The following is a 22,670-nucleotide window of genomic DNA, read 5'->3' on the forward strand; positions in this document are numbered from 1 at the left end:
CGAGGGTTTTCGCCCGCAGTGCAATGGCAGTTGGGTAGGCGAAGGCAATGCCTTCGCCTACCCAACAGTTAGACAAGATGTTCGAGCGCTTGGTATGCAAGGTGTAACAATCCACAACGCGCGTCGGCGGTCGAGGACGCACGACCGGCGTCAGCAGCCCCAACGGGGCTTGCACGTGCAGTGCGCACGATCGAACCGCGCCTCGGCGAGGACTTTAGCCCGCAGCGCCCCGTCAGTATGGTACGAATGACCGCGCCAGAGTATTAGTATAAGAAAGGCCATCATACGATTCCCGACGCAGCGCAACGAAGATCGGCACATGAAAGAATCGATCATCATATGAACACGAAGCATCGGCTATAATGATGGAGAAACGGGCAATGAGAGAGCAGAGGGATGGGGTTTTGAGCGCATCTTTGCGGTTCACCGCCGACGCGAGGCATCAGGATGCGAGTATGGGCAAGGTGCGGTCATGTTCCAATGCCCTTATCTCCTTATGAAGAAGGCGGCTCCCACGTGTAGATGTGTAGCGCGCCTCCACGTCGTATCAGTCGTTTCAGGCATCAGAATGCCGGCACAGGCGAGGCGCCGCGCCCCAACGTCCACATCTCCCGCACTGCGGGAGCAAGGGCAGGGGCAAACAAGCGTGTCGGGACGCTAGTGCGGGCGCGGTTCGGCAGGCTCACCGCAAGAGACCGCGTCGCGCCCTCGGAAGAACGCGACACCTGCATAGGGGCAAGCCCCCGTGCCTGCCTCCTGCGGGCGCCCCGACGCCGCTCACGCCTGAAAACGCCACACGTGCGAGGATCATGGCTCACCGTGGAATTTGCAGTAACAGAGCAAAATATTGAACCAACCCTATGTCGAATGACACTCTGCCACAACTGAGCGAGCGCGAGCGCGAAATCCTGCGCCTGGTCGCCACCGGTGCCACCAATCAGCAGATCGCAGTGCAGTTGAACATCAGCGCCAACACGGTCAAGGTGCATTTGCGCAACATCTTTGGCAAGATCGGCGTCGCGTCGCGGACGGAAGCGACCGTGTATGCGGTGCGAAGCGGGTTGCTAGACGTCGACTCGACCGGGAAAGAAGCAGATTCGTCTTTTGGCGTTTCACAGGTTCTTGCGCCGGATCAGAGCGACGAAGAGCAGGCCGTTGTCGCCGTCCCGGCGTTTCAATCGAGCGCTTCTCCGGCGCTGGCGCATTCAACTCCAGAGATCGTTGCCCGTCGCCCCCGGCATTTGCTTCCCGTGTTCGCAGGGGTGTTGGGGGTCGTCGTTACTATTGCCATTGCGGTGGTGTTCCTGGTACGCAGCGGTTGGATCGCGCCAGCATCCACCGTCCAACCGCCGGGCAGCGCGCCTTCGCCTGCCGAGCCGCGCTGGAAAACGCTCACGCCTCTGCCATCGCCACGGGCGGGGTTCGCACTGGTTGCTTACGCATATGAGGGACGGCAGTACCTGTATGCAATGGGAGGAGAAACGAGCGAGGGCGTAAGCAGTGACGTGATCCGTTTCGACCTGCAGACAAGCACCTGGGTACGGCTGAGCAGCAAACCGACAGCCGTCACCGACGTCCAAGCCATTGTCGTTGGTGACCGGCTCTACGTTCCGGGCGGGCGGCTGGCATCTGGCGCCATCAGCGACAGGATGGAAGCATATGAACCCCGGCGCGATCGCTGGATCACCCTTGCATCATTGCCGGGTCCGCGCAGCGGTTATGCGCTGGCTGTCGTTGAGGGCAAAATCTACCTGTTCGGCGGATGGGACGGTTCCTCATACCGTGCCGAAGTATGGCAGTACAACCCTGATAGCGACACATGGACAGAGCGCAGATCGCTGGCCGAGCCACGAGCATTCGCGGCTGCTGCAACGATCGAGGAGCGAATCTACATCATTGGCGGCGAAAACGAGAATGGACCGGTCACGTTCAACGAAACCTACACGGCGTCTGATGATACACAGCAGGGCGCTCCGTGGTCTACGCGCTCGCCGCTGCCGGAAGCGCGCAGTCACCTGGCGGCGGTTGCCGCAGGAGGACGGATTTTCGCGGTAGGCGGGGGAGGGGCCGAAGGAGCGGCATTGCTCTATAACGTTAATCTTGATGCCTGGGAACCGCTCCAGTTGCCTGTAGACGCCCATCTACAAGATGCACGTATGCAGGTTGTCGAGAATAAAGTGTACATTGCTGGAGGAAGGAACCAGAACGGTTTTATCGAGCATTTATACGAATATCAGGCGTTTTACACAGTATTTTTACCCCTTGTCCCCAATAACTGAACCTCCAGCATCCCTTCAGGGTTACGGTCGCACGGGAGCCGTGTCCCTGTTCTGACTATTTGCGTCATCCTGACCCGGAATATGGCGGCGGAGGAACGACGCCGTCGGATCGAGCCAGCCATCTGCGCAGTGTTCGCCGGATCCACATCCCCAGTTTGACATACGGATGGCCCTCGACTTCTGCCAGTCTTCTGCGGCACATAGCCAGCGCCTGTTGCAACTGCACCGGTTGCTGCGCCAGCGCCTCCACTGCAGATTCGTTTCCTGGACGCACGAAAACGAACCAGGAGAGACCGTGCGGATGGGGCCAGTAGACCGGCGCCATCGTCAGACCGTGCTCAGCGCCGAAACGGCTCATTGACGCGGGAGTAAACGTGACGCCTCCAGGGTAGACCCAATAATCGCCCTCATAATCCTGTTCACCAATGGCATAATTGGCGACGAACAGCGAAGATGGGGACATGACCCTGCCCGCTTCCTCAAGGCAACGGTGGATCTGCGCCTTGGACGTATGCGAGAAGATCGATTGCGCCAGAATGAAATCGAACTGGCGGCCAAACGTGCTGAGGGTGAACGACGAGTCATGGCTGAACGCTGGTTGTTTCAGCCGTATGAGATCTTGCCCAAGTTCTCGGGAAATACCCTCTTCAACAAGCCAGTGTTCAGGCTCGATACCATAGTAATGCCCGGGGAGCAAATAAGGAATGAACAGCTTACCGCCCCGCAGGGAGCCGCAGCCAATATCGAGCAACGTATGATGCTCACGCAATCCAAGCGCAACCAATAAACTGAACTGAAGGGCGGCGACCACATCGTAGGTTGCCGATGGGCCGACGAATGCCCGGTAATGACGGGCGCCAGCGGGTAAATTGCGACCGCGATCATCAGACTCGGGTCCGGTTGTCATCGTTCTTGCTGGAAGTTATTCAACGAGAATACTGGCGAAGACAACACCGATAAACGGAATATCCTGATATCCTGGTCCGCTGAGAAAATCCTCCCGCTTGAACTGCGTGCCCCGAGTATCGCCCAGCATAATGCCAATCCGATCGCCTGACGACGCCTTGCCAGCGATAGTCGTGCGAAAACGACCGTCGGCGCCTATTGTAGTCGCCGCGATCTCTTCGGCGCCACGGGTGATGTTGACGATGCGGATTGGAACGCCAGCCGGACCACTGCCGGCAACCACTCCCTCTGCCGCAGTCACCGGTCCATCGATTGTAAATGGCGGTCCCTGGGGCGGCTCTGGCGCCGGTGCAGGATAGGGATAAGGGTACGGATTTTGGGGCGCCTGAGGTTCAACTATTGGCGATGATACAGGTGCAGCAGCCTGAGGTCCGCACGATATCAGGAAGCCAAGGCAAAGGGTCAAAACCAGGAAACGTTCCATAACACATGCCATGCCACTCACGCCCCTCCGAAGGCGCCATCGACGCATCGTTCCCCGCAGGGTGCAGAGCGCGCGCACTTCGGACAGACTATCGACTTCGATGTAGGGTACACGAAAAACGGCAGAGGAGCAAATCGATTGCTCCTCTGCGCATCCGTCATTATGGGCGCTCTGCGGTTATGGCAGATTGAAGCCCTCGTAGTTCTTGGTATCGAGCAGATTGGCAGGGCTCGAGCCGGCAAAGTCCGACGTTTCCTGCACGACTGCAATGATCTTGTTGCCCAGACCGGCATCGAGCGTCACCGCACAGAGCGCATTGTCCGGAATGCCAGCCGGGTTGAAGAAGGTATGCGCCTGCCCTGGCCGCAGCAGCGGGCTGAGCAGCGACGGAGTAGTGGATGGCGTGTAGGTTGTGCCGCCGCAGATATACGTGGCGCTCACCTGGAAGGCGCCCGACGTGTTCACATTCTGCACGGTCGGACCGGACGTGCTTCCACCCAGATTCTTCTTGACCAGCGGCGCGGCAACTCTCTGCGAGGCGGACTGCTCACTGAAGCAGGTGTAGGTGGTCGACTTGATCGGATTGCCACCCGGGTTCGACTCGTTGACGACGGCAATGATCGATTTGGCGGCGCTCGAGGTCACGCGAGCCGAGGCGAGCGTTCCATCAGGCATGCCGCCCAGGTTGCCATCGAACTTCGAGAAGTTAACCGATCGCTTGGCCGGGATCGTCGCACTGGCGTTGTAAGTCGTGCCTGCGCCGCCCGGTCCGATCGAGACCGTAAACACGACATTCACGGTGACCGGGCTGCCCGTCACGTTAGCGATGGTCATACCAGTCGTACGATTCTGCGCGAGCGTATACGACGCCTTGATGGTGGGGCAGAAGAGAGACTGAGCGGCATCGTTGGTGGTGAACATGGCCGCCGACTGCACTTCCTTGGCTGGCGACTGACCAACACGATACTCAATCGCTGTACCCGCGAGCGTTCCACCGGTTGCCCTCACCTCAATCGAACCGAAGCATGGGGACGTGTTCACATCGCTGCCGCAGTTCGCGCCCGGCATTGGCGGGGTAAAATCGGCGGGACCGAGGATGAGCGAGCGGTTTGCATCGATCGTACCGGTCTTGGTGTGCGTTGCTCCACTGTTGCTGGTGATCGTCGCCGTGTAGTTGACGTTGCCGCCGACCGCCTGGATAGCGAAGAGCGTCGTCTTACCCGCCCAGTTGTTCTTGACCACCGGATACGAAATCGTTGAAGCAGTGGTCAACGCACCACGGTAGAATGCGTTCGCAAATCCGCCGCTTACGCCCAGGTTGGAGAAGCCAGGCGGCACGTTATTCCCCAGCTGGCCGATTGCCACGACCTGCCGGTCTGCCAGCACCACTGCCGAGCCGCTGAAGGGACCCGTCAGCGCCGGGATGACATCGAATACCGCACCCGCGCCGGGCGCCTGGCCGCTTCCTGGAATGAAGACCTTATTCTGGCCAACCGGAATGCTCACGGTCGCCGATGCGGATTGCGGGGTCTGTCCCTGTCCTGAAAAGACCAGCAGTGTCACGTTGGCATTACTGGAGTCCACATTCTGGATTGTCGTGGTTGTGAACCAGCCGCTGCCCGGCAGCTGGCTCTGCGCACTGACAATCGCAGTCATGCTGAGCAGCAGTGTGACAACAGTGATGATGCGGAAAAGCTGCTTTCCCATAAGCAATGCTCCTCTCCTGAAAGGCTGCGGTTAATAACCATCGACAGCATACCGCGCTTCAATAGAAATACAATACTCCTTTTGGGTTAATCGAGATGTCCATAGGAACTACTTCTATTCGAGATATCCCAGCTCACGCAACCGCGCCAGCACTTCACGCTCCTGCGCGCTATCGGTCCAGGTGGCGCGCGGCGCGAGGGGACCAGTCGCCTGCTCGACATGGACGAACGCCGGCGCTCCCAGACGATTATCCTGGATCATTTCTTCCAGCGGACGCCCATCGACATCGTCGGGGATGGGTAAACCCATCAGCCACATCAACGTCGGGGCGACGTCGACGATGTGCACTTCTGGTAATGAGCCGGAAGCGGCGACAGGCGGCCCGCTCATTGCGAGCATGCCCAATGGACGGTGAATGCCCGTATAGTGCGTCCCCGAGGCGCTGAAGATTTGATTTCCCGCCGCTTCACGCCACGACTGTGTCACATACGCCATACCACGCATAATGATATTGAGATCCGGTCCATACTCCGAGTACGGTCCGGTATACAGATCACGCCCGCGATAGACAGCGTCGACCACCGGCTGCCCCTCGTCGGCAAGCGAATACAACGCTTCGGTAATCTCGTCCAGCAACCGTTCATACTCAGCGCCGGGCTCGACGATGCCCTGCGGTTCACGCCCGCGAAGATTGACGTATATCTGTCCAATGTTCCCAAAACTGTAGGCGCGGGTGCGCGACCAGTCGACCACATCCGCCAGAGTGACGGATGACTCGGGTACCAGTGCGTGCTGGAGCCGCTGGGGTATGAGATTACGGATTCGCCATGCCAGTGGGAAATCGAGCATCGGCGCCAGATGATCGCTGGTCAGATGGAGGCGCCGCATCATCTGCTTGCGCCACTCATTCAGCGGATGCCCGCGGCGCCGGACCAGCCACCCTTGTTGTTCGAGCCAGACGTTGAGAAAGACTTCCTTGTGCGCCGGTCCGCCGCCATGATCCGAGGCGATGACAACCACCGTGTCAGAATCGATGAGTTTCAGCAACCGGCCGATCTCTTCATCCAGCAACCGGTGCACCTTGAGAATCGCCGATCCGTACAATTTTGCCTGTTCCGGATCGTGCTGCGGATGGCCGGGATCCATGTGATGCCAGAAGTACGTTTCCACCTCGTCAATTGCTCGATAGACCAGCATTGCCAGATCCCAGGGTTCGCGCTTCAGCAGCCGCAGCATGGCGTCAGTCTGTGCACGAGTGACATTCTGGAGATCAACAATCCATTCCTGTTCTTTTCCGGGAGCGAATGCGACATTCATATCGCTGCGGTATCCCCACTGGCGCAACTCAACCTCTAACTCGGGCGGATGCGCCAGGCGCCCATTGCGCGGTGCGCCAAGGCCGGAAATCATTACCCCGCGCACCGGCGCCGGAGGGTAGGTGATGGGAATATTGACCGCGATGACGTGGCGACCATACGCGCTGGCGTGATCGAATATGGTGCGGTATGTCGTTTGATCGCGACGGGTGCTGTACAACCGGTAACTGCCTGGCAAAAGACGCACGAAATCATAGACTCCGTGCTTTCCCGGACTCAAACCGGTGATCATCGACGTCCAGGCAGGCGGGGACATGACCGGTATCGTCGAACGTAGCGGCGCGTATGCGCCACTATGGAGGATACGGGCGATATTCGGCAGATACCCGGCGGATGTCCACGGTTCGATCAGATCAAGCCCGGCAGCATCGAGGCCGATGACGAGAATACGATACATACGCTTTCCATCCTGTTTTGTCGCCTAATGTCAGGGAGGCGTCAGCGGTGCGATGTGCTGCAGCAACAACTCGCGCAGGCGTCGCAGCTCAGCAGCGCTGACAGCGCGCAAGATCACGATCAATCCGGCATAGACCAGCCAGCTGACGCCCAGAGCAACGACCCACGGCACACCAACCCAGCGCAACCCGACATTGACAGCCATCATAGTCAGGGTTGCTGCCAGAGGTCCGATCAGCGCAGGCATCACATGCCAGCGGTAGATCAGACGCTGAACGCACAGAAATGAGAGCGCCAGCATCAGTGCAGACGAGGAAACCCGCGCAATTGCGGCGCCAATCGCGCCATGCGATGGTTGCAGCCAGAGATTGAGCGCGACGTTCAGGCTCAGGCTTCCTATCAGAAGCGGAACGAACACCGCCTGCCGTCCCGCAGCCAGCATAAGACGCCCGCCAGGAACGAGCAACGTTGTAAATACGAAGGACCAGATAAGTATCTGCAGGACGGGAATAGCAGATGAAAAATGATCACGATAGACGATTGGGATGATCTGATCGGCGTTAACCGTCAGGGAGACGCTCAAGAGCAGGGTTATCATCAGCAGCGCCCTTGCCGATTGTGTATAGACATCGAAAGCTCGCTCACGCTGGCTGGCATATCTGATCGTTATCTCGGGCAGAATGATTTGTCGAAATGCTGCAGGGACAATCATCAGCGCATTCAAGAACAGCGTCGATGCAGCATAGACGCCAACTTCCAGCGTTCCAACATGCCGGGACAACAAAATGGCATCGATGGTCCCTTCAAGTGTGGTCAGGATGGCTATCAGGAGCAGCGGCCATTCAGAGCGGGCATGTTCCATCAAGAAGGCTGGTTCCAGGCTAATCGACAGGCCAGTGAAGCGAGCAATAATCAGAGCGATGTGAAGCAGCAGAGAGATGCCGCTCGTTATCAGAATGATGATGGCTGCAATCAGTGCGCCGCCTCCCAGCCAGATCGCTGCGGATCCCAGAATGAGTTTGAAGACCCCGGTCAACGCGCCGAGCAAAGTCACATACGCCACGCGATCGCGCGCTATCAGAAATGCCTGGCACAAGGCGGTCAGGCTGTCGGGAATGAATGTGGCGCTAACGATCAAGACAATCTGATTGGTGACCGAGTCGTAGCCGAATGGTCCGGCAATCCACGCGATGAGTGCCATGTAGAGCAGCAATGAACTGATGCATCGCGCTAAGAGAAAGGTTCCGAGAATGATGCCGCCCCGGTTGGGCGCTTTTGAGACTTCACGGGTTAGTAACTGATCGATCCCGCCGAGTGAGAATTGGACCATGAAGAGGGCAAAGGTAAAGCCCAGGATGTACCGGCTCGCCTCCATTTCCCCCAGATGCCGGGTGAGCAACACGAAGAGGATACTGTTGGCAACACGTGCCAGCACCTCAGCGATCACGACAAGCACCGTGTTGCGTGCAGCCTGTAATGCCCAGTGTTTCACCTCAGCGAGTCCTGAGTCAATGGCGGGTAGAGACGCGCCTGATGATAGATGCCAGCGGGATACACCGCCCCGAGCGGTCGAGATGCTGTTGCCAGCAGCACGATGTACTCACGCCGCCGGTAGAGTGGCGGCAGCGCGATGCGCGTGAGAAGGCGCGCTGCAACCGCCAGCATACGCGGCAGGGTTGCGCCGGGCAATGGCGCCAGATTGAGAAACTCGAGCCGTTCGATCTCAAACCCGCATCCCGAAACGAGCGCTTCGATTTCTTGTGGAGCAACGCTGCGTTGACGCCGAGCGTACATTCCCCGGGCAGCAAATGGATCGGCATCCACGATGCCTCCCAATAACCACAACAGGCGACGCATGCTCAGGCCGTTGGGCATGGTGAGCAACAAGAGACCTCCGGAGCGCAACACCCGTCGCGCTTCGTAGAACATTCTAGTGGGATGATACCCGAGATATTGCACGACATCCATACAAAGGACCACATCGAAATAGCCGTCTGGATAGGGCAATGAGTCTCGTTCGACATTGAGCAGCGTTACCGGCACCTGGCGCGTCTGGTTTCTCACAGTGATACTGGCGCAGGTTTGTTGGGGCGCTGGCATGTCGCCGGGCCAGATATACGGCGGTGCGCTGATGCAATTGATCGCGCAGTCGAATGTCTCGAAAAGGCGCGACGTAAACACATACGGTTCGGCGCCGATTTCCAGAACTTTGAAATGGCCCTGAGCATCTCCCCAGCTCTGGAGGAGTGCAAGCGCACGATCGTGGATCGACCGATGCATCGCCGCATACCGTGATAACACATCATCGCTCGCCATCGGCAGGTTCCTTCTCAGACTGGCAGGTTCTGAGGAAACGCCATTGGATCATCATAGAGTTGTGGGGGATACCCCAATCGCGGCGCATCGACCGGCGTCGCCAGCGCAATGATCAACTCGCGTCGTTTCCGAGCGTATGCCAGCGGCAGGCGTAGAAATCCATGCAGCAGCGCTGCAAATGCCCGCCCTGCCAGCGTCATCGCAGGGCTCCACGGCCATACAATCTCGACATCCAGATAATTGATGCGGTAGTTGCATGCTTCCAGCAGAAGTTTCATTTCTTCATAAGTCAGCTCGCGCTGGTGGCGCCCCTGAATGCCGGCGCCCACATATGGAAAATCATCAGGGCGCCCCAGCGCAATCTGCACGATCCGCTGAGAACGCAGGTAATTTGGCACAGTGATCAGCAGTTTTCCGCCAGGGCGTAACACGCGATGCGATTCGGCCAGAGTGTGGGATGGGGAGTAGGTGAGATGTTCGATCACTTCCATGCATAACACGAGATCGAACGATCCATTCGTAAAGGGAAAGACATCCTTCTCGATATTGAAGGTCCACGTCTGAAATCGAAGCGATGGACGATCGTCACCGCACGCAATGACAACAGGATATGGTCGAATGGTCAACGGTTCGCCGGGCCATGTCAGCGCCGGAAGCGTTGATGTGACAATCTCGCATGGAATGTGCTGAGCAAGCAATGCCGTAAAAAAATACGGCGATGCGCCTAACTCAAGGATGCGCAACGGCCGTTCAATCACCGGAAATGCCTGACGGATCAGGTGAAGCGCTCGCAGCCAGGTACGCAAATGAATGAGCCGATAATACGACAATTCCTGGGGCGCCGAATTGCGGACATCGTGATCGACGTTATCTTCCAGGATGCGCACCTGATCGAGAAAGCGCAGCGCTTCGTCTGGCGCCGGGATTTTTGGCGTGGAGGTCATACCTTGTCGGCAACCGTTTCGTTCTGCAGTTGAAGGGTTGCGGCAGCCCCGTGGTACCATGCTAGCGATGCCAGCAACAATGCAGGAGCGGCGTCCAGATACCGCCATATGTAGGGCCAGCGTATCAGGCGTTCGACAAAGTCGCCAAGGGTCAACGCCGGTCCAAGGATGCGCAATGCTCCTGGAAAAGCCATGCTGGCGCGCATCCGCCGCCAGACGCCAAGCAGGTCCGGGTAGTGTGGATAGATCTCGGCGTACACTTTGCCATACATGTAGAGATGACGCCACAGATCGCCCGGCGAGGCGCGGATGTGACAATGCGCCACCACGGCGCGCGGTTCGAACCAGAGGGTGTGCCCTGCACGCCGCAGGCGGAAGCAGAGATCGGTATCTTCGCCGGACGCAAATCGGAACCGCTCATCAAAACCATCGAACTGCATCAACAGGGTGCGGCGAATGCTCAGATTGAGGCTTGGCAGATACGGGCGAGCGCCGGGCGGGCTCACCGAAAGGAATGGCGTGAATGCAGCGAGGTTATCGCAGTACTGCCAGTAATTGCCTCGTTCGACCAGAACGCTCCCCCCGACAATCTGGGCGCCTTGAGTATGGCGCTCCAGCAGGCGCTCGATCCAGTCCGGCGCCGCAATGCAATCGGCGTCGATGTAACAGATGATATCACCGCGAGCTCTGCGAGCGCCAGTGTTTCGCGCGCAGGCAGGACTAACCGGCCCGCCGGTTGAAATGAACTGTATCCGAGCATCTTCTTCGACCAACCCTGCTGCGTCCAGACCGACGACCAGAATCTCATCCGGTGGCGCGCTCTGCACGCGAAGCGCAGCCAATACCTGATCGATCATCGGAGAGTTCAGGCTGGGAATGACCACAGAGACGCTCAGGCCCACAGGTCGCGCACCTTTCCGATCATCTCAGGCGGCACATCCAGGTTGAGCAGATGGAGTAACGTCGGAGCGACGTCATAGATGCTGATGTCGTCGACCCGCCGCCCGCCGCCGCGCCGCGGATCGTACAGGATGAAAATGCCGTGCTGCGCATGGTTGGCATCATCAGGACCGGTGTCGTTCTCGAACGTATACAGAGCCTTTCCACCGACGCTGCCGACTGAACGCCAGTTCAGATCGCCGAAATAGACCAGCAGATCAGGGGCGGCTCCGCGAACCTCACGGTAGATCGCTTCGGGACGAAATACGCGCGTTCCCATGATCCGCCCGGTGTGATCGGGCAGAGCCTCCAGTTTTGCCGTGATTTCGTCGCGCAACAGGTCGACCTCGTCTGCAGCGACGATGCCCTCCGGCTCGCGGCCGGCGACATTCAGGAACAGACGGCCATAGTATCCGCCCGCTCCCCAGGCGCGTGTGCGCGTCCAGTCGATACGACACTCGTCGAGCGATGCAAGCGCCTCGGGATATTGCTCCAGCGCCAGATAACCTTCCTGAATCAGCCATTCATTCAGGCAAAAACCTCCCATCATCGCTTTGGCGCCATGATCGGAGACGACCAAAACCATTGTCCGGTCATCGATCAGGTTCAGCAGATCGGCTATGTGTTCATCGATGAAGCGGTAATAGTCATATATCGCTTGGGCAAACGGGCTTCCAGGACTATGTTTTGGGTGGTGAGGATCCATATATTTCCAGAAGGCGTGGTGAATCCGATCAACCCCCATATCGACCGTCATGAAGAAATCATATCGCTTACGCTCGAGTAATCGCTTGCATACGGTGAAGTGTTGCTCCGCCATCCGATAAATATCCCGCAGGATGGCAGACTTGTTCTCAGAACGAAAATTGGGAACATCCATTAAGAACTCGCCCTCCACCCAGCGGGCGATGTCCTGCTTGAGCGATAACGGATACGTAAATTGCGCCTGATCATTAGGTGTAAGGAAACAACTGACCAGATCCCCATTGACCGATGAAACCGGGTAGGTTTGGGGCACACCGACCAGACCGACACGTTTTCCGGCTCTGCCGAGCAGATCCCACAGCCGCGGGACGGTGATCGCACGAGCGTTGGCGGTGATCATGCGCGTATAACCCTGGTCGGCGCGATTACGAAACCCGTAGATGCCCAACTGCCCCGGATCGCGGCTGCTCATCATGCATGCCCACGCGGGCACGGTAATCGCCGGAATGCAACTCTCCAGGCGAGCAGAGACGCCGCGCTGCATCAGGCCGGCAATCGCTGGCAGTTCATTGCGCCACGCATCGAATATCAATTCCGGAGCGGCACAATCGAGTCCGATGATCAGGATGCGTTGAGGTGAAGACATGGTTGCTCACGTGCGTTATTCCCTGAAATGCCAGGACGCAAGTATAGCAACTCAAAAAAAATACGTCAACCATACCCGGCGCCCTCTTGACACCTCCCACACTAGTAGTTTATAATCTAACTACTAGTGTGAAAGTAAACGACTATGGACATTCTCGCACAATTGACGGCGCTCGGGTTTACCGAGTACGAGGCAAAGGTCTATCTGGCGCTGTTGCAGGAGCACCCGGCCACCGGCTATCAGATCGGGAAACTGGCCGGCGTGCCACGCTCGATGGTCTACGAGGCGCTTGGGCGGCTTGAGGCGCGCGGTGCAGTGCTCAAAAGCTTCGATGAGAAGGCCACCCTTTATCGCCCCGTGTCGCCCGACATCCTGCTCGACCGGTATGAGCAGCAGGTGCAGCAGCACGTCGCGGATCTGCGCAGCAGCCTGGCGCCGCTCTACCGCCGCCACGATGAAGGGCGGCTATGGACGTTCAGCGGTCGCCGTGAGGCGCTACACTATGCCCGCGAAATGATTGAACGCGCCCAGACTGAGCTGCTGCTTGTGCTCACCGACGATGACGTTGCTGCGCTGCGCGATGCGTTGACCGCTTCACATGCGCGCGGCGTTCGGCTCGGCGTCATTCTGACCGGTCAGGCGCCGTTCGATCTCGGTCAGGTGGTGCGCCATCCGCACCTCGAAACAACGCTGCATCAAATGGAGGAGACGTTGATTATCGTGGCGGACGACCGTGAGTGCCTGATTGCCAGCGGTCACGCGACGACATCGGCGACCGTCACGACGAACCCGAACCTGGTGTCGCTCGCCCATCAGTTTGTCTGGATGGAATTGTTCGCTCAACGCATTTTTGCGCGCCTGGGAGCGGATCTGCTGGCGCGCCTGGATCCCGAAGATCGCCGTATTCTTCAGCATCAGGAGCATGCATAAATGTCAACCCAGGAATTGATCTCACAACTTCGCACCCGCCCTGGGGTGCTTGCCGTTCATTACGATGAACAGGAACGTGTGCTGACGTTGCGCTACGACGGCGGGCGCGTGAATGTCGCCGATATTGAGGCGCTTGCTCGTAGCGCCGGCGCGACGCTGCGCATGCTCCCCGCTGAAACCCGCCCGCTGACGCCGGAAGAGGCGGAACTTGCGGCGTTGCCCTGGATGATCCGTCTGACGGCGCTGACGCTGGCGACGGTCATTGCTGGATGGGTCGTCGAAGATTTCATGGCGCTGCCGCATTGGGTCGCCTGGCTGCTCTACGCCATCGCGTATGCGAGCGGCGGGTTCTACAGTGTGCAGGAGGCGTGGGAGACGCTCAAAAAGCGGCAGTTCGACGTCAACTTTCTGATGATTGTGGCGGCTGCCGGTGCGGCGATTGTCGGGCAGCCGCGCGAGGGCGCCATCCTGATGTTCCTGTTTTCGCTCTCTGGTACGCTCGAAACGTATGCTATGGGGCGCACCCACGCTTCGATCCGCGCGCTGCTCGACATGACGCCGAAGGAAGCGGAGGTGTACCGCGACGGGACGCTCGTGCGTGCGCCGGTCGAAACGTTGCGGGTCGGTGAGGTGGTGCTGGTGCGCCCCGGTGCGCAGGTTCCCGCCGATGGCGTGGTGGTGCGCGGCGAGTCGGCGCTGAACGAAGCCTCGATCACCGGCGAGTCGATGCCGGTCGAGAAACGCCCCGGTGCGAAGGTGTTCGCCGGCACGATCAACGGGCAGGGAGCGCTCGAGGTGCACGTCACCGCCTCGGCGGAACACTCGACGCTGGCGCGGATTGTGCAGGTGGTGCGCGAAGCGCGTGAACAGAAGGCGAAGAGTCAGGATTTTACCGACCGGGTGATCGGGCAGTACTACGCCTATGCGGTCGTCGGTCTGACGCTGCTGGCAGTGATCATTCCGCTGCTCTTCCTGGGGTGGGACCTGAGCACGACCCTCTATCGCGCGATGACGCTGATGGTAGTGGCGTCGCCGTGCGCGCTGGTCATTTCGATTCCGGCGGCGCTCCTCTCGGCGCTGGCGGCGTCGGCGCGCGGCGGTGTGCTCTTCAAGGGCGGGCGTCACCTGGAAGCCGCCGCGCAGGTGCGGGTCGTGGCGTTCGACAAAACCGGCACGCTGACGACAGGACGCCCCGGTGTGGTGGCGGTGATCCCGGTCGATGGCGCAGCCGCAGAACTGGAGCAGGCGGTCGCCGAGGCGGAGGCGCCAGCCCATCCGCCGCAGCCGATTCCTGATGACCTGCTCGGACCACTCTCGCCCGACCAGCGACGCCTGCTGGCGCTGGCAGCCGCCATCGAGCGACCGTCGGAGCACCCGCTGGCGCGCGCCATTGTGCGCGGCGCGGATGAGCGCGCGCTGCCGACGCCGGTTGCAACCGGTTTCGAGGCGCTGACCGGCGCCGGCGCGGCTGCGAACATCAACGGCTGCCGGTTGACGATTGGGCGTCCGTCGCTGTTCGACCTGACGCCGGACATTGCGCCGCAGATTGCGGCGCAGCAGGAACAGGGGCGCACCGTGGTCGCGCTCGGATGCGGGCGCGTTGTGTGGGGCATTCTCGCCATTGCCGATACCGTGCGTCCTGAAGCGGCGGCAGCGGTTGCGCGCCTGAAGCAAACCGGGATCGAACGGGTGGTGCTGCTGACCGGCGACAATCAGCGGGTGGCGCAGACGCTCGGACAGACGCTCGGTGTCGATGAAGTGCGCGCTGAATTGTTGCCGGAAGAGAAAGTGACCGTGCTGCGCGAACTCGAAGAGCGGTATGGACCGGTTGCGATGGTCGGCGACGGCATCAACGATGCGCCGGCGCTGGCAAGCGCGACCCTTGGCGTGGCGATGGGGGCGGCGGGCACGGACGTGGCGCTGGAGAGCGCCGATGTGCTGCTCATGAGCGACGATCTGAGCCGCCTGCCGGGGGCGCTGCGCCTGGCGCGGCGCGCGCGCAGCATTGTGCGACAGAACCTGGCATTCGCCTTCGCCGTCATGGCAGTCCTGATGGTGTTCGCCATGTTCGGCGCCATTCCGTTGCCCCTTGGCGTCGTCGGGCACGAAGGCAGCACCCTGATCGTGGTGGCGAATGGCCTGCGGTTGCTGGCGGAACGGATGTCGTAACCATGTGAAAGGTTGCAGGTTGAAGGTGCAAAAGTAGCACCGTTGCACCGTAGCGGTGCTGCGTTGCACGTTGCACGTTGAACGTTGAACGCGGCAGGTGCGCGGCGCGCGACGTGAGGCGCGAGGCGCGACCGCGTCAGGCAGTTCGCTCTGAGTCCTCTGCGGCTCTGTGGTGCAAAGGAGCGACGTTGCATCGCTGCGTTGCACGCAGTATCATGACGGTAACACACGGCTGACCGGGGGCGTGCTATGGTTGACGTTGCGCATCTGCCGACAATCACGCTCCGATCACTGGATGCGGGGTGGAACTACGAACGCTGGGAGCGCGAACTCCCGGACGATGGCAACCGCTACGAGGTGATCGAGGGTGTGCTGTACATGACCACTGCGCTGAGTTATTTTCACCAGTGGATTGTGCGACGCCTGGACAAATATATTGGCGTGCCGCTGGAAGAGCAGGGACTGGCATATGCCGCAACCGCACCGATTGGTGTGCTGATGCCGGGATGCGACCCGGTACAACCTGACTTCGTGCTGGTAGGCTGCGATCGTGCCGACATTATCAGTGAACGACGCATCCGCAGCGTTCCTGACCTGATTGCCGAGGTATTATCGCCATCGAACCCGGAGCAAGACACCGTTGTTGTTAAACGGCGCGCCTACGCGCGCGCTGGCGTCCCCGAATACTGGATCGTGCGCCCGGAAACGCGTGATGCGCTGGTCTGCCGCGCACCTGACGCCACGCTGGAGGATTACGCCTTCACGAGGTTGATCGGCCCAGACGCCACGCTTCAGTCGGATCGCTTCCCAGTTGCTGTGCCGGTTGCCGATCTCTTCGCCAGAGCGCCGGACACGGTGGTGTAATGGACCGTCTTATGGCAAGACCTGGGAGAGCAGTATAGCGACTCACTCTATCTCTCCAGCCACGCTCGTCCACTCCTTCCAACCAGCGCGCTGGCGATCACCATCAGCAGCCTTAAGTTCTGCGAAGGCCTGACGTGCGATATGCACATCTTCCAGCGTCTCTAGCCATTCGATCAGCGCTTCCCAATCTTCTGCGTCCAGAACAGCCAGACGTTTGCCTTTTGCCGTGACAAATTGTACTGATTGAAGAAATCAAGACCGCTCGTCGCGTCACCTCTGCGTTCGCCTTTTGTGAGGCTTTTCATTCTTGTCGCCTTTTGCAGACTAGCACGCCAGTTGTCGTCATGCAAGCATCGTCCAGGGCAGCGCCACGATCTTCTCACCCAGGCGGCGGATGGCGCGTCCGCTATGGAGCAGAACGCCTGCGGCCGCGTTCGGGTGATCATCCAGGAATGCGCGTAATCCCGCTACGTCGCCGTACCCCGGATTGCTGGCGCTCTTCACCTCAATCGCAATAACCTTGCGCCCGTGTTCGACAACAAAATCGACCTCTGTGCCGTTGCGTGTGCGCCAGAAGAAGAGACGCCCTGCTGGCGTCATGAGGCGAGTCAGTACACGCAGATGGTGGTAGATGAGCGTCTCGAAGTATGCGCCGTATTCTCTGGCGGCGCGCACGTCGTCAACCGTGTAGTATCCCGCCAGAAAAACTGCCAGACCGGGATCGTTCAGAAATATCTTGGGCGATTTGAGCAAGCGTGTTGTGTGACTGACAGCGTAAGCCGGCAGGCGCTCAAACAGGTGTGTCGCCTCAAGCAGCCCCAGGTAACGATACACGGTTGGTTGCGACATATGCGCATCGCGCGCCAGCGCCGACTGATTCAGCAGTTGACCCGAACGGAGCGCCAGCAGTTCCATGAGTCTACGAAAATCGACCAGAGCGTCAATCTGGGCGATCTGACGCAAATCACGCTCCAGGTACGTCGCAACATACCCCTCCCACCAGCGTACCCACGATTGCGGCGAGGTAAGGTGCAGCAACGGCGGCATCAGACCGCGTAAGATGATGTCGGCGGGATCTGCCGGTTCTTCAGGAAGCGCGCCTTCGTCTAGAAGATCGCCGTTCAACAACCGCGCCAGAATATCGGGTCGCGGCGCGCGCCGGATCTCGCCGAGCGTCATGGGATCGAGAATGAAATAGACCGCGCGACCGGCGAGGCTTTCGCTAATCTGTTTCATCAGTAACAGGTTGGCGGAACCGGAAAGAACAAAGCGATAGTTCCCCGGATTGCGATCCACGGCAATCTTGACTGCCTGAAGCAGTTTTGGCGCTTTCTGCACTTCGTCCAGCACGACGCGATCGGTTCCAGCCCACAATGCTTCGGGCGCGCGCGTCGCCTGATCCAGCGCGTCGAAGTCGTCCATTGTGTGTGAACGCCAGTGGCGGAAGGGTTCGGCGTGCGCCAGCAACGTGCTCTTCCCGACCTGCCGCGCGCCGGTGAGCACAACGATCTGGTGATCCCGACAGGCATCCTGAAGCGAGGCGGTCAACCAGCGTTCGTAGTACATTTCGGGATTTGAATACATGTCATTCACGCCTTGAATAATACCGCTGTTCTTCACGTTTGACAAATCCGCCTTCCGTCGCTATGCTGATATTGACGGCTTTTGACCGTCCTTATACCTTCATAACATCTCGCGTTCTGTATGCCGGTTGATGCGCTTTACGACGATGCCAGACGCCTCGTTGCGGCGGCGGACGGTTCTGGTCTCCGTTTGCGGTTGCTTGGCGGCATGGCGGTCTTTCACCTCTGCCCGACGGCGCGGCATCCTGAGTTCAGCCGTTCGTACAAAGACATCGACATGGTCGGGCTTGCCAGGGAACGCGCGGCGTTGCACCGCCTGTTCATCGATCATGGCTATGAGCCGGATCGCGAGTTCAATCTGCTGCACGGCGCGCAGCGCCTGATCTTTCGACACACCTCGGACGAACGTCACGTGGATGTGTTCCTCGACCGGTTTCAGATGTGTCACATGTTTGACCTGCGCGACCGTCTGCATCTGCACTCCGTGACCCTGCCGCCAACCGATCTGCTGCTGACCAAACTGCAAGTCGTGGAGGCGACGGAAAACGATCTGCGCGATCTGTTTGCGCTGCTCTCCGACCTGCCGCTCGGCGCCGAACCCAACGCGATCGACGTTGCGTACATTGCGCAACTAGCGGCGCGCGATTGGGGCGTCTATCGGACGCTGACACTCTGTCTGGAACGGCTCGAACAGTGGTCTGCCGGTCGTCCAACATACGGCGTATACCGGGTATCATCGCAGATCGCGGCGTTGCGCGCGGTGATCGAGCAATGCCCGAAGACGATGGCGTGGAAAATGCGGGCGCGGATCGGCGACCGGGTGCGCTGGTACGATATTCCCGATGAAGGCGGATGAGGATGTGGCTCTTCAACCGCAAACAACGAACGAATGATGACGCGACGGTGCGGCTGTTCTACAGCAGCGACATTCACGGCTCGGAGCGCTGCTGGCTCAAATTCCTGAACGCAGCGCAGTTCTACGGCGCGCAGGCGCTGGTGATGGGCGGCGATCTGACCGGCAAGATGCTCATGCCGTTGGTGGAGACGCCGCACGGGTATCGGGCGTCGTTTCTGGGGCAGGAAACGCTTGCCCGCGACGATGCAGAACTGGCGACGCTCGAAAAGAATATCCGCTTCAACGGTTTCTATCCATACCGCTGCTCGCCGGACGAATACCACCGCCTGGAAGCGGAACCCGGCTACCTGGATCAGGTGTTCCGCCGCGTGATGATCGACGCGGTGCGACGCTGGATCGCGCTTGCCGAAGAACGACTGGCAGGCAGCGGCGTCGCCTGTTTCGTGATGGCCGGCAACGATGATGAACCGGCGCTCGATGACGCGCTGCGCAGCGGCAACGTGGTGCGTAACCCCGATGGATGCGTACTGGAATGGGGCCGCTACCAGATTCTGGGCGAGTCGTGGGTGCCGCCGACGCCCTGGCACAGTCCGCGCGAGATGAGCGAAGAAGACCTGGAACGCCGGATCCGCGCCGTCGCCGACCGCCTTGACCGCAGCCGTCCGGCAATCTTTGTGCTGCACAGTCCGCCCTATCGCAGCACGCTCGATGATGCGCCGCAGGTGCGCAACGATCTGACGGTTGTGACCGAGGGCGGGCAGGTGGTGATGACGCCGGTGGGGAGCACAGCCGTGCGACGGGTGATCGAGGAATTTCAGCCGCTGCTCGCGCTGCATGGGCACATCCACGAGTCGCGGGGTGCAGTGCGGATCGGGCGCACGTTGTGCATCAACCCGGGCAGCGCCTATGGCGAAGGGGTGCTGCACGGCGCGTTGATCACGCTCGAAGGCGATCGCATCCGGGCGCATCAGCTGGTGAGCGGGTAGACGCGGTGGTGGAGCAAAAGTTTTTGAATGAATATGCCGCTATCCGCCTGCCTGCCCGGCGGCGGAAGCCACGGGCGACGGGTGCGACGCCTGCCCGCGCGGGCCGGGAAATGTGCGGCGCACAGGCTGTCTCACGACGCTTGCTCTGACGGGAGTCAGACGTGCACTCAGCCACGCAGGTTGAACCTGTCGAAATCAACGCCGAACGCCCCGCACGTGCGCTCCAAAAGTCCGGGTTCATGATGATCGTGCTACAGAAGACGGAGATGCAATGATTTACGATCTGACACGGATATTGGTGAGCGGCATGCCGGTCTATCCTGGCGATCCCGAAGTGCAGATCGTCGCCGGCGGCGCGCCTCCCTGGCGGGTCAGCGCGCTGCGCCTGGGAAGTCACAGCGGCACGCATCTCGATGCGCCGCTCCACTATTTTGCCGATGGGCGCGGGATCGACGCATTTCCGCCCGAACGCTTTGTCGCCTCGGGGGTCGTCGTCGATGCCTGCGGGTATGCCGAAGACGCCCCGATTGGCGCCGACATTCTCGCCGGCGCCGATCTCCATCCGGGCATGATCGTCGTCATCCGCACCGGCTGGGAAGCGTTCTGGCAGGACGCGCGCTATTTCCGGCATCCGTATCTGAGCGCCGACCTGGCGCACGCGCTCGTCGAATGCCGCGTGTCGCTGGTAGCCGTCGATGCGCTGAATGTCGACTCGACGGTTGGCGGCGGGGAAATGGCGCACGCCACCCTCCTTGGCGCTGACATCCTCATCGCCGAAAACCTCTGCAACCTCGATGCCCTGCGCAGCGGACAGGCATACATGTTCGCCGTGCTGCCGCTGGCGCTCGGCGCCGTCGATGGCGCGCCGGCGCGCGCGCTGGCATGGGATATCAATCACCGTTTCGGGTTCGACCTTCTGTGATTGAAAGGAGGCGCAACGTGGCAGGACGTTCGCAATCAATCGCCGCTCCTCGCACCTTTGCCCGCAAAGCGACCGGTCTGGTGCGTCAGGCGAGCATGCTCGACGTGCTGGTATACAACGTCAATTTTATCAGCGTCGGGTTGATGGTCGCGCTCATGCTCCTGATCATCCCTTCGTATGCGGGCGGCAACATGTACCTGTCGCTGCTGTTCTGCGCGCTGCTGGCGCTGCCGACCGCCTGCGTCTATGCGTTTCTCTCGGCTGCGATGCCACGCAGCGGCGGCGACTATGTGTACGTCAGCCGCGTGCTCGGTCCGGCGCTGGGCATGATGGGCAGCTGGAACATGACAATCTGGTGGATCCTGTATGGCGGCGTGCCCTCGGCGTTTCTGGCGACCTATGGCGTGGCGCCGTTCTGTCGCGTGCTCGCGGCGATGACCGGCACTACTGCGCTGATCGACATCGCCGATTGGGCGGTGACCCCTACCGGGCAGTTCGTTGTCGGCGCCATTCTGATCCTGCTGCTGACGACGTTGTTCACCATCGGGTTGAAGTCGTTCTTTCGCGTGCAGAATGCGCTCTTCCTGCTGGCGACGGTGAGCGCGCTCGTGGCGCTGGTCGTCGGCTTGACTGCCGATGCCGCAACGTTCCCCGACGTGTTCAACCGCTATGTCGGCGCGTTGAACGGACAGCCCGACACCTACCAGCAGATCGTCGGCGCCAGCGGCTATGCTGCGGCGCCGTTCGACTGGATGAACACCCTGCTGCCGATGACCTGGATCTACCTGACGATGGGGTTCAGTTTCTCGTCGGCGTACATTGGCGGCGAGGTGAAACAGGCGGCGCGGTTGCAGACATGGGCTATTCCTGGAACCGTCATCTACGCTGCTGTGTGGGGGTTTCTGCTGGTGTGGGCGACGATGCGCGCAGTTGGCGCCGATTTCCTCGGCGCGGTGAGCACGCTCAGTGATCTGGGAGCAGAAACCGTCGGCTTGAGCGCCATGCCGCGTTTCCACGAGTTGCTCGCCTACGCGAGCCAGCATCCGCTGGTCGCGTTCCTGATCTGCTTCGGCTTCATCTTCTGGTCCTACGCCTGGCTGCCAGGGCAGATTCTGAATGCGTCGCGCAACCTGCTGGCATACGCGGTGGATGGATTGATGCCGGCGCGCCTGGCGACGGTGAGCGAGCGCTTCCACACACCGGTCGTCAGCCTGTGGATTATGGGCATTCTGTCGATTGCATCGCTGGCGATCTATGTGTTCACGCCCTACTTCGCAACCCTCTCCGGCATCTTCGGGTTCATTCTGACCTTCATGCTGGTGTCGCTGGCAGCGGTTCTGCTGCCGTACCGTCGTCCCGATGTCTTTGAAGGATCGCCGGTGAAGTGGCGGGTGGCGGGCATGCCGGTGATCAGCATTGTCGGCGTGCTGTCGCTTGTGGCGTGCGCCGTGATGGAGTGGGCGTACCTGAACGACCCTTTCTCCGGCATCAGTCTCGATCCCGCCACTCTGAGCGAGGGGGTGCTGGGGTTCGGCATGTTCCTGATCAACATCGGCATCTTCCTGTCGGGGCTGATTGTCTACTTCATTGCACAGGCGATCCGGCGACGCGCCGGGATCGACGTGTCGCTCAACTCCAAGGAAATACCGGTTGAGTAACGAG

Annotated in this window: 18 protein-coding genes; 8 read left to right on the plus strand and 10 right to left on the minus strand. The window is 60.1% G+C overall.

What is annotated here, in order from left to right; all coding sequences use genetic code 11:
• Positions 1-860: 860 nt before the first annotated feature.
• Positions 861-2,279 carry a Kelch repeat-containing protein gene (locus tag AC3EA7_RS02420; protein WP_488612432.1) on the plus strand — a complete coding sequence of 473 codons (1,419 nt, stop codon included), beginning with the start codon at positions 861-863 and terminating at the stop codon, positions 2,277-2,279.
• 64 nt (positions 2,280-2,343) lie between these two features.
• Here the strand turns inward: AC3EA7_RS02420 and AC3EA7_RS02425 are convergent, their stop codons facing one another.
• The 9 genes from AC3EA7_RS02425 to AC3EA7_RS02465 all read right to left on the minus strand — a co-directional run bounded on the left by AC3EA7_RS02425 (position 2,344) and on the right by AC3EA7_RS02465 (position 12,698).
• A complete protein-coding gene (locus AC3EA7_RS02425; protein WP_488612433.1) occupies positions 2,344-3,186 on the minus strand; it encodes a class I SAM-dependent methyltransferase in 843 nt (280 codons plus the stop codon).
• 15 nt (positions 3,187-3,201) lie between these two features.
• Entirely contained in the window at positions 3,202-3,669 is a 468-nt protein-coding gene (locus AC3EA7_RS02430; RefSeq protein ID WP_488612434.1) for a hypothetical protein, read from the minus strand.
• 177 nt (positions 3,670-3,846) lie between these two features.
• Positions 3,847-5,376 carry a hypothetical protein gene (locus AC3EA7_RS02435; RefSeq protein WP_488612435.1) on the minus strand — a complete coding sequence of 510 codons (1,530 nt, stop codon included), beginning with the start codon at positions 5,374-5,376 and terminating at the stop codon, positions 3,847-3,849.
• A 114-nt stretch (positions 5,377-5,490) separates the two neighbouring features.
• Positions 5,491-7,149, minus strand: coding sequence for an alkaline phosphatase family protein (locus AC3EA7_RS02440; protein ID WP_488612436.1), 1,659 nt, complete (start codon positions 7,147-7,149; stop codon positions 5,491-5,493).
• A 30-nt stretch (positions 7,150-7,179) separates the two neighbouring features.
• The gene (locus AC3EA7_RS02445) at positions 7,180-8,640 is read right to left on the minus strand and encodes an oligosaccharide flippase family protein (RefSeq protein WP_488612437.1); all 1,461 of its coding nucleotides are present in this window, start codon (positions 8,638-8,640) and stop codon (positions 7,180-7,182) included.
• Positions 8,637-9,464 (minus strand): class I SAM-dependent methyltransferase, encoded by an 828-nt coding sequence (locus AC3EA7_RS02450; protein WP_488612438.1) that lies wholly within the window; start codon positions 9,462-9,464, stop codon positions 8,637-8,639. The genes AC3EA7_RS02445 and AC3EA7_RS02450 overlap by 4 nt, the downstream gene beginning before the upstream one ends.
• Positions 9,465-9,478: 14 nt before the next feature.
• Positions 9,479-10,408, minus strand: a complete 930-nt coding sequence (locus AC3EA7_RS02455) for a class I SAM-dependent methyltransferase (protein WP_488612439.1) — start codon at positions 10,406-10,408, stop codon at positions 9,479-9,481.
• On the minus strand, positions 10,405-11,292 hold the full coding sequence (locus AC3EA7_RS02460) for a glycosyltransferase family 2 protein (RefSeq protein WP_488612440.1): 888 nt from the start codon (positions 11,290-11,292) through the stop codon (positions 10,405-10,407). The genes AC3EA7_RS02455 and AC3EA7_RS02460 overlap by 4 nt, the downstream gene beginning before the upstream one ends.
• Positions 11,293-11,300: 8 nt before the next feature.
• Positions 11,301-12,698, minus strand: a complete 1,398-nt coding sequence (locus AC3EA7_RS02465) for an alkaline phosphatase family protein (protein WP_488612441.1) — start codon at positions 12,696-12,698, stop codon at positions 11,301-11,303.
• A 144-nt stretch (positions 12,699-12,842) separates the two neighbouring features.
• Here AC3EA7_RS02465 and AC3EA7_RS02470 point away from each other — a divergent pair, with 144 nt between their 5' ends.
• From AC3EA7_RS02470 to AC3EA7_RS02480, 3 genes are all read left to right on the plus strand, one after another.
• Positions 12,843-13,628, plus strand: a complete 786-nt coding sequence (locus AC3EA7_RS02470; protein ID WP_488612442.1) for a TrmB family transcriptional regulator — start codon at positions 12,843-12,845, stop codon at positions 13,626-13,628.
• Complete coding sequence (locus AC3EA7_RS02475; protein ID WP_488612443.1) at positions 13,629-15,797, plus strand: HAD-IC family P-type ATPase; 2,169 nt, start codon at positions 13,629-13,631, stop codon at positions 15,795-15,797.
• A 249-nt stretch (positions 15,798-16,046) separates the two neighbouring features.
• Complete coding sequence (locus AC3EA7_RS02480) at positions 16,047-16,661, plus strand: Uma2 family endonuclease (protein WP_488612444.1); 615 nt, start codon at positions 16,047-16,049, stop codon at positions 16,659-16,661.
• 342 nt (positions 16,662-17,003) lie between these two features.
• Here AC3EA7_RS02480 and AC3EA7_RS02485 read toward each other — a convergent pair whose 3' ends face one another.
• A complete protein-coding gene (locus AC3EA7_RS02485; protein WP_488612445.1) occupies positions 17,004-18,245 on the minus strand; it encodes an ATP-binding protein in 1,242 nt (413 codons plus the stop codon).
• A 120-nt stretch (positions 18,246-18,365) separates the two neighbouring features.
• Between AC3EA7_RS02485 and AC3EA7_RS02490 the strand changes: the two genes are divergently transcribed.
• The 4 genes from AC3EA7_RS02490 (at position 18,366) to AC3EA7_RS02505 (ending at position 22,666) form a co-directional block, all read left to right on the plus strand.
• Positions 18,366-19,100: a hypothetical protein gene (locus tag AC3EA7_RS02490; RefSeq protein WP_488612446.1), complete on the plus strand. Its 735-nt coding sequence runs from the start codon at positions 18,366-18,368 to the stop codon at positions 19,098-19,100.
• 2 nt (positions 19,101-19,102) lie between these two features.
• Entirely contained in the window at positions 19,103-20,086 is a 984-nt protein-coding gene (locus AC3EA7_RS02495) for a metallophosphoesterase family protein (RefSeq protein ID WP_488612447.1), read from the plus strand.
• 271 nt (positions 20,087-20,357) lie between these two features.
• Entirely contained in the window at positions 20,358-21,008 is a 651-nt protein-coding gene (locus AC3EA7_RS02500) for a cyclase family protein (RefSeq protein WP_488612448.1), read from the plus strand.
• 17 nt (positions 21,009-21,025) lie between these two features.
• On the plus strand, positions 21,026-22,666 hold the full coding sequence (locus tag AC3EA7_RS02505; RefSeq protein ID WP_488612449.1) for an APC family permease: 1,641 nt from the start codon (positions 21,026-21,028) through the stop codon (positions 22,664-22,666).
• Positions 22,667-22,670: the final 4 nt, after the last annotated feature.

The sequence above is a fragment of the Roseiflexus sp. genome (assembly GCF_057785375.1).

Coding starts and splice junctions, on each gene's coding strand:
- AC3EA7_RS02480 (WP_488612444.1), top strand. CDS start 16,047: ATGGTTGACGTTGCGCATCTGCCGACAATCACGCTCCGATCACTGGAT.
- AC3EA7_RS02420 (WP_488612432.1), top strand. CDS start 861: ATGTCGAATGACACTCTGCCACAACTGAGCGAGCGCGAGCGCGAAATC.
- AC3EA7_RS02495 (WP_488612447.1), top strand. CDS start 19,103: ATGTGGCTCTTCAACCGCAAACAACGAACGAATGATGACGCGACGGTG.
- AC3EA7_RS02450 (WP_488612438.1), bottom strand. CDS start 9,464: ATGGCGAGCGATGATGTGTTATCACGGTATGCGGCGATGCATCGGTCG.
- AC3EA7_RS02490 (WP_488612446.1), top strand. CDS start 18,366: ATGCCGGTTGATGCGCTTTACGACGATGCCAGACGCCTCGTTGCGGCG.
- AC3EA7_RS02425 (WP_488612433.1), bottom strand. CDS start 3,186: ATGACAACCGGACCCGAGTCTGATGATCGCGGTCGCAATTTACCCGCT.
- AC3EA7_RS02470 (WP_488612442.1), top strand. CDS start 12,843: ATGGACATTCTCGCACAATTGACGGCGCTCGGGTTTACCGAGTACGAG.
- AC3EA7_RS02485 (WP_488612445.1), bottom strand. CDS start 18,245: ATGTATTCAAATCCCGAAATGTACTACGAACGCTGGTTGACCGCCTCG.
- AC3EA7_RS02475 (WP_488612443.1), top strand. CDS start 13,629: ATGTCAACCCAGGAATTGATCTCACAACTTCGCACCCGCCCTGGGGTG.
- AC3EA7_RS02430 (WP_488612434.1), bottom strand. CDS start 3,669: ATGGAACGTTTCCTGGTTTTGACCCTTTGCCTTGGCTTCCTGATATCG.
- AC3EA7_RS02435 (WP_488612435.1), bottom strand. CDS start 5,376: ATGGGAAAGCAGCTTTTCCGCATCATCACTGTTGTCACACTGCTGCTC.
- AC3EA7_RS02500 (WP_488612448.1), top strand. CDS start 20,358: ATGATTTACGATCTGACACGGATATTGGTGAGCGGCATGCCGGTCTAT.
- AC3EA7_RS02455 (WP_488612439.1), bottom strand. CDS start 10,408: ATGACCTCCACGCCAAAAATCCCGGCGCCAGACGAAGCGCTGCGCTTT.
- AC3EA7_RS02440 (WP_488612436.1), bottom strand. CDS start 7,149: ATGTATCGTATTCTCGTCATCGGCCTCGATGCTGCCGGGCTTGATCTG.
- AC3EA7_RS02465 (WP_488612441.1), bottom strand. CDS start 12,698: ATGTCTTCACCTCAACGCATCCTGATCATCGGACTCGATTGTGCCGCT.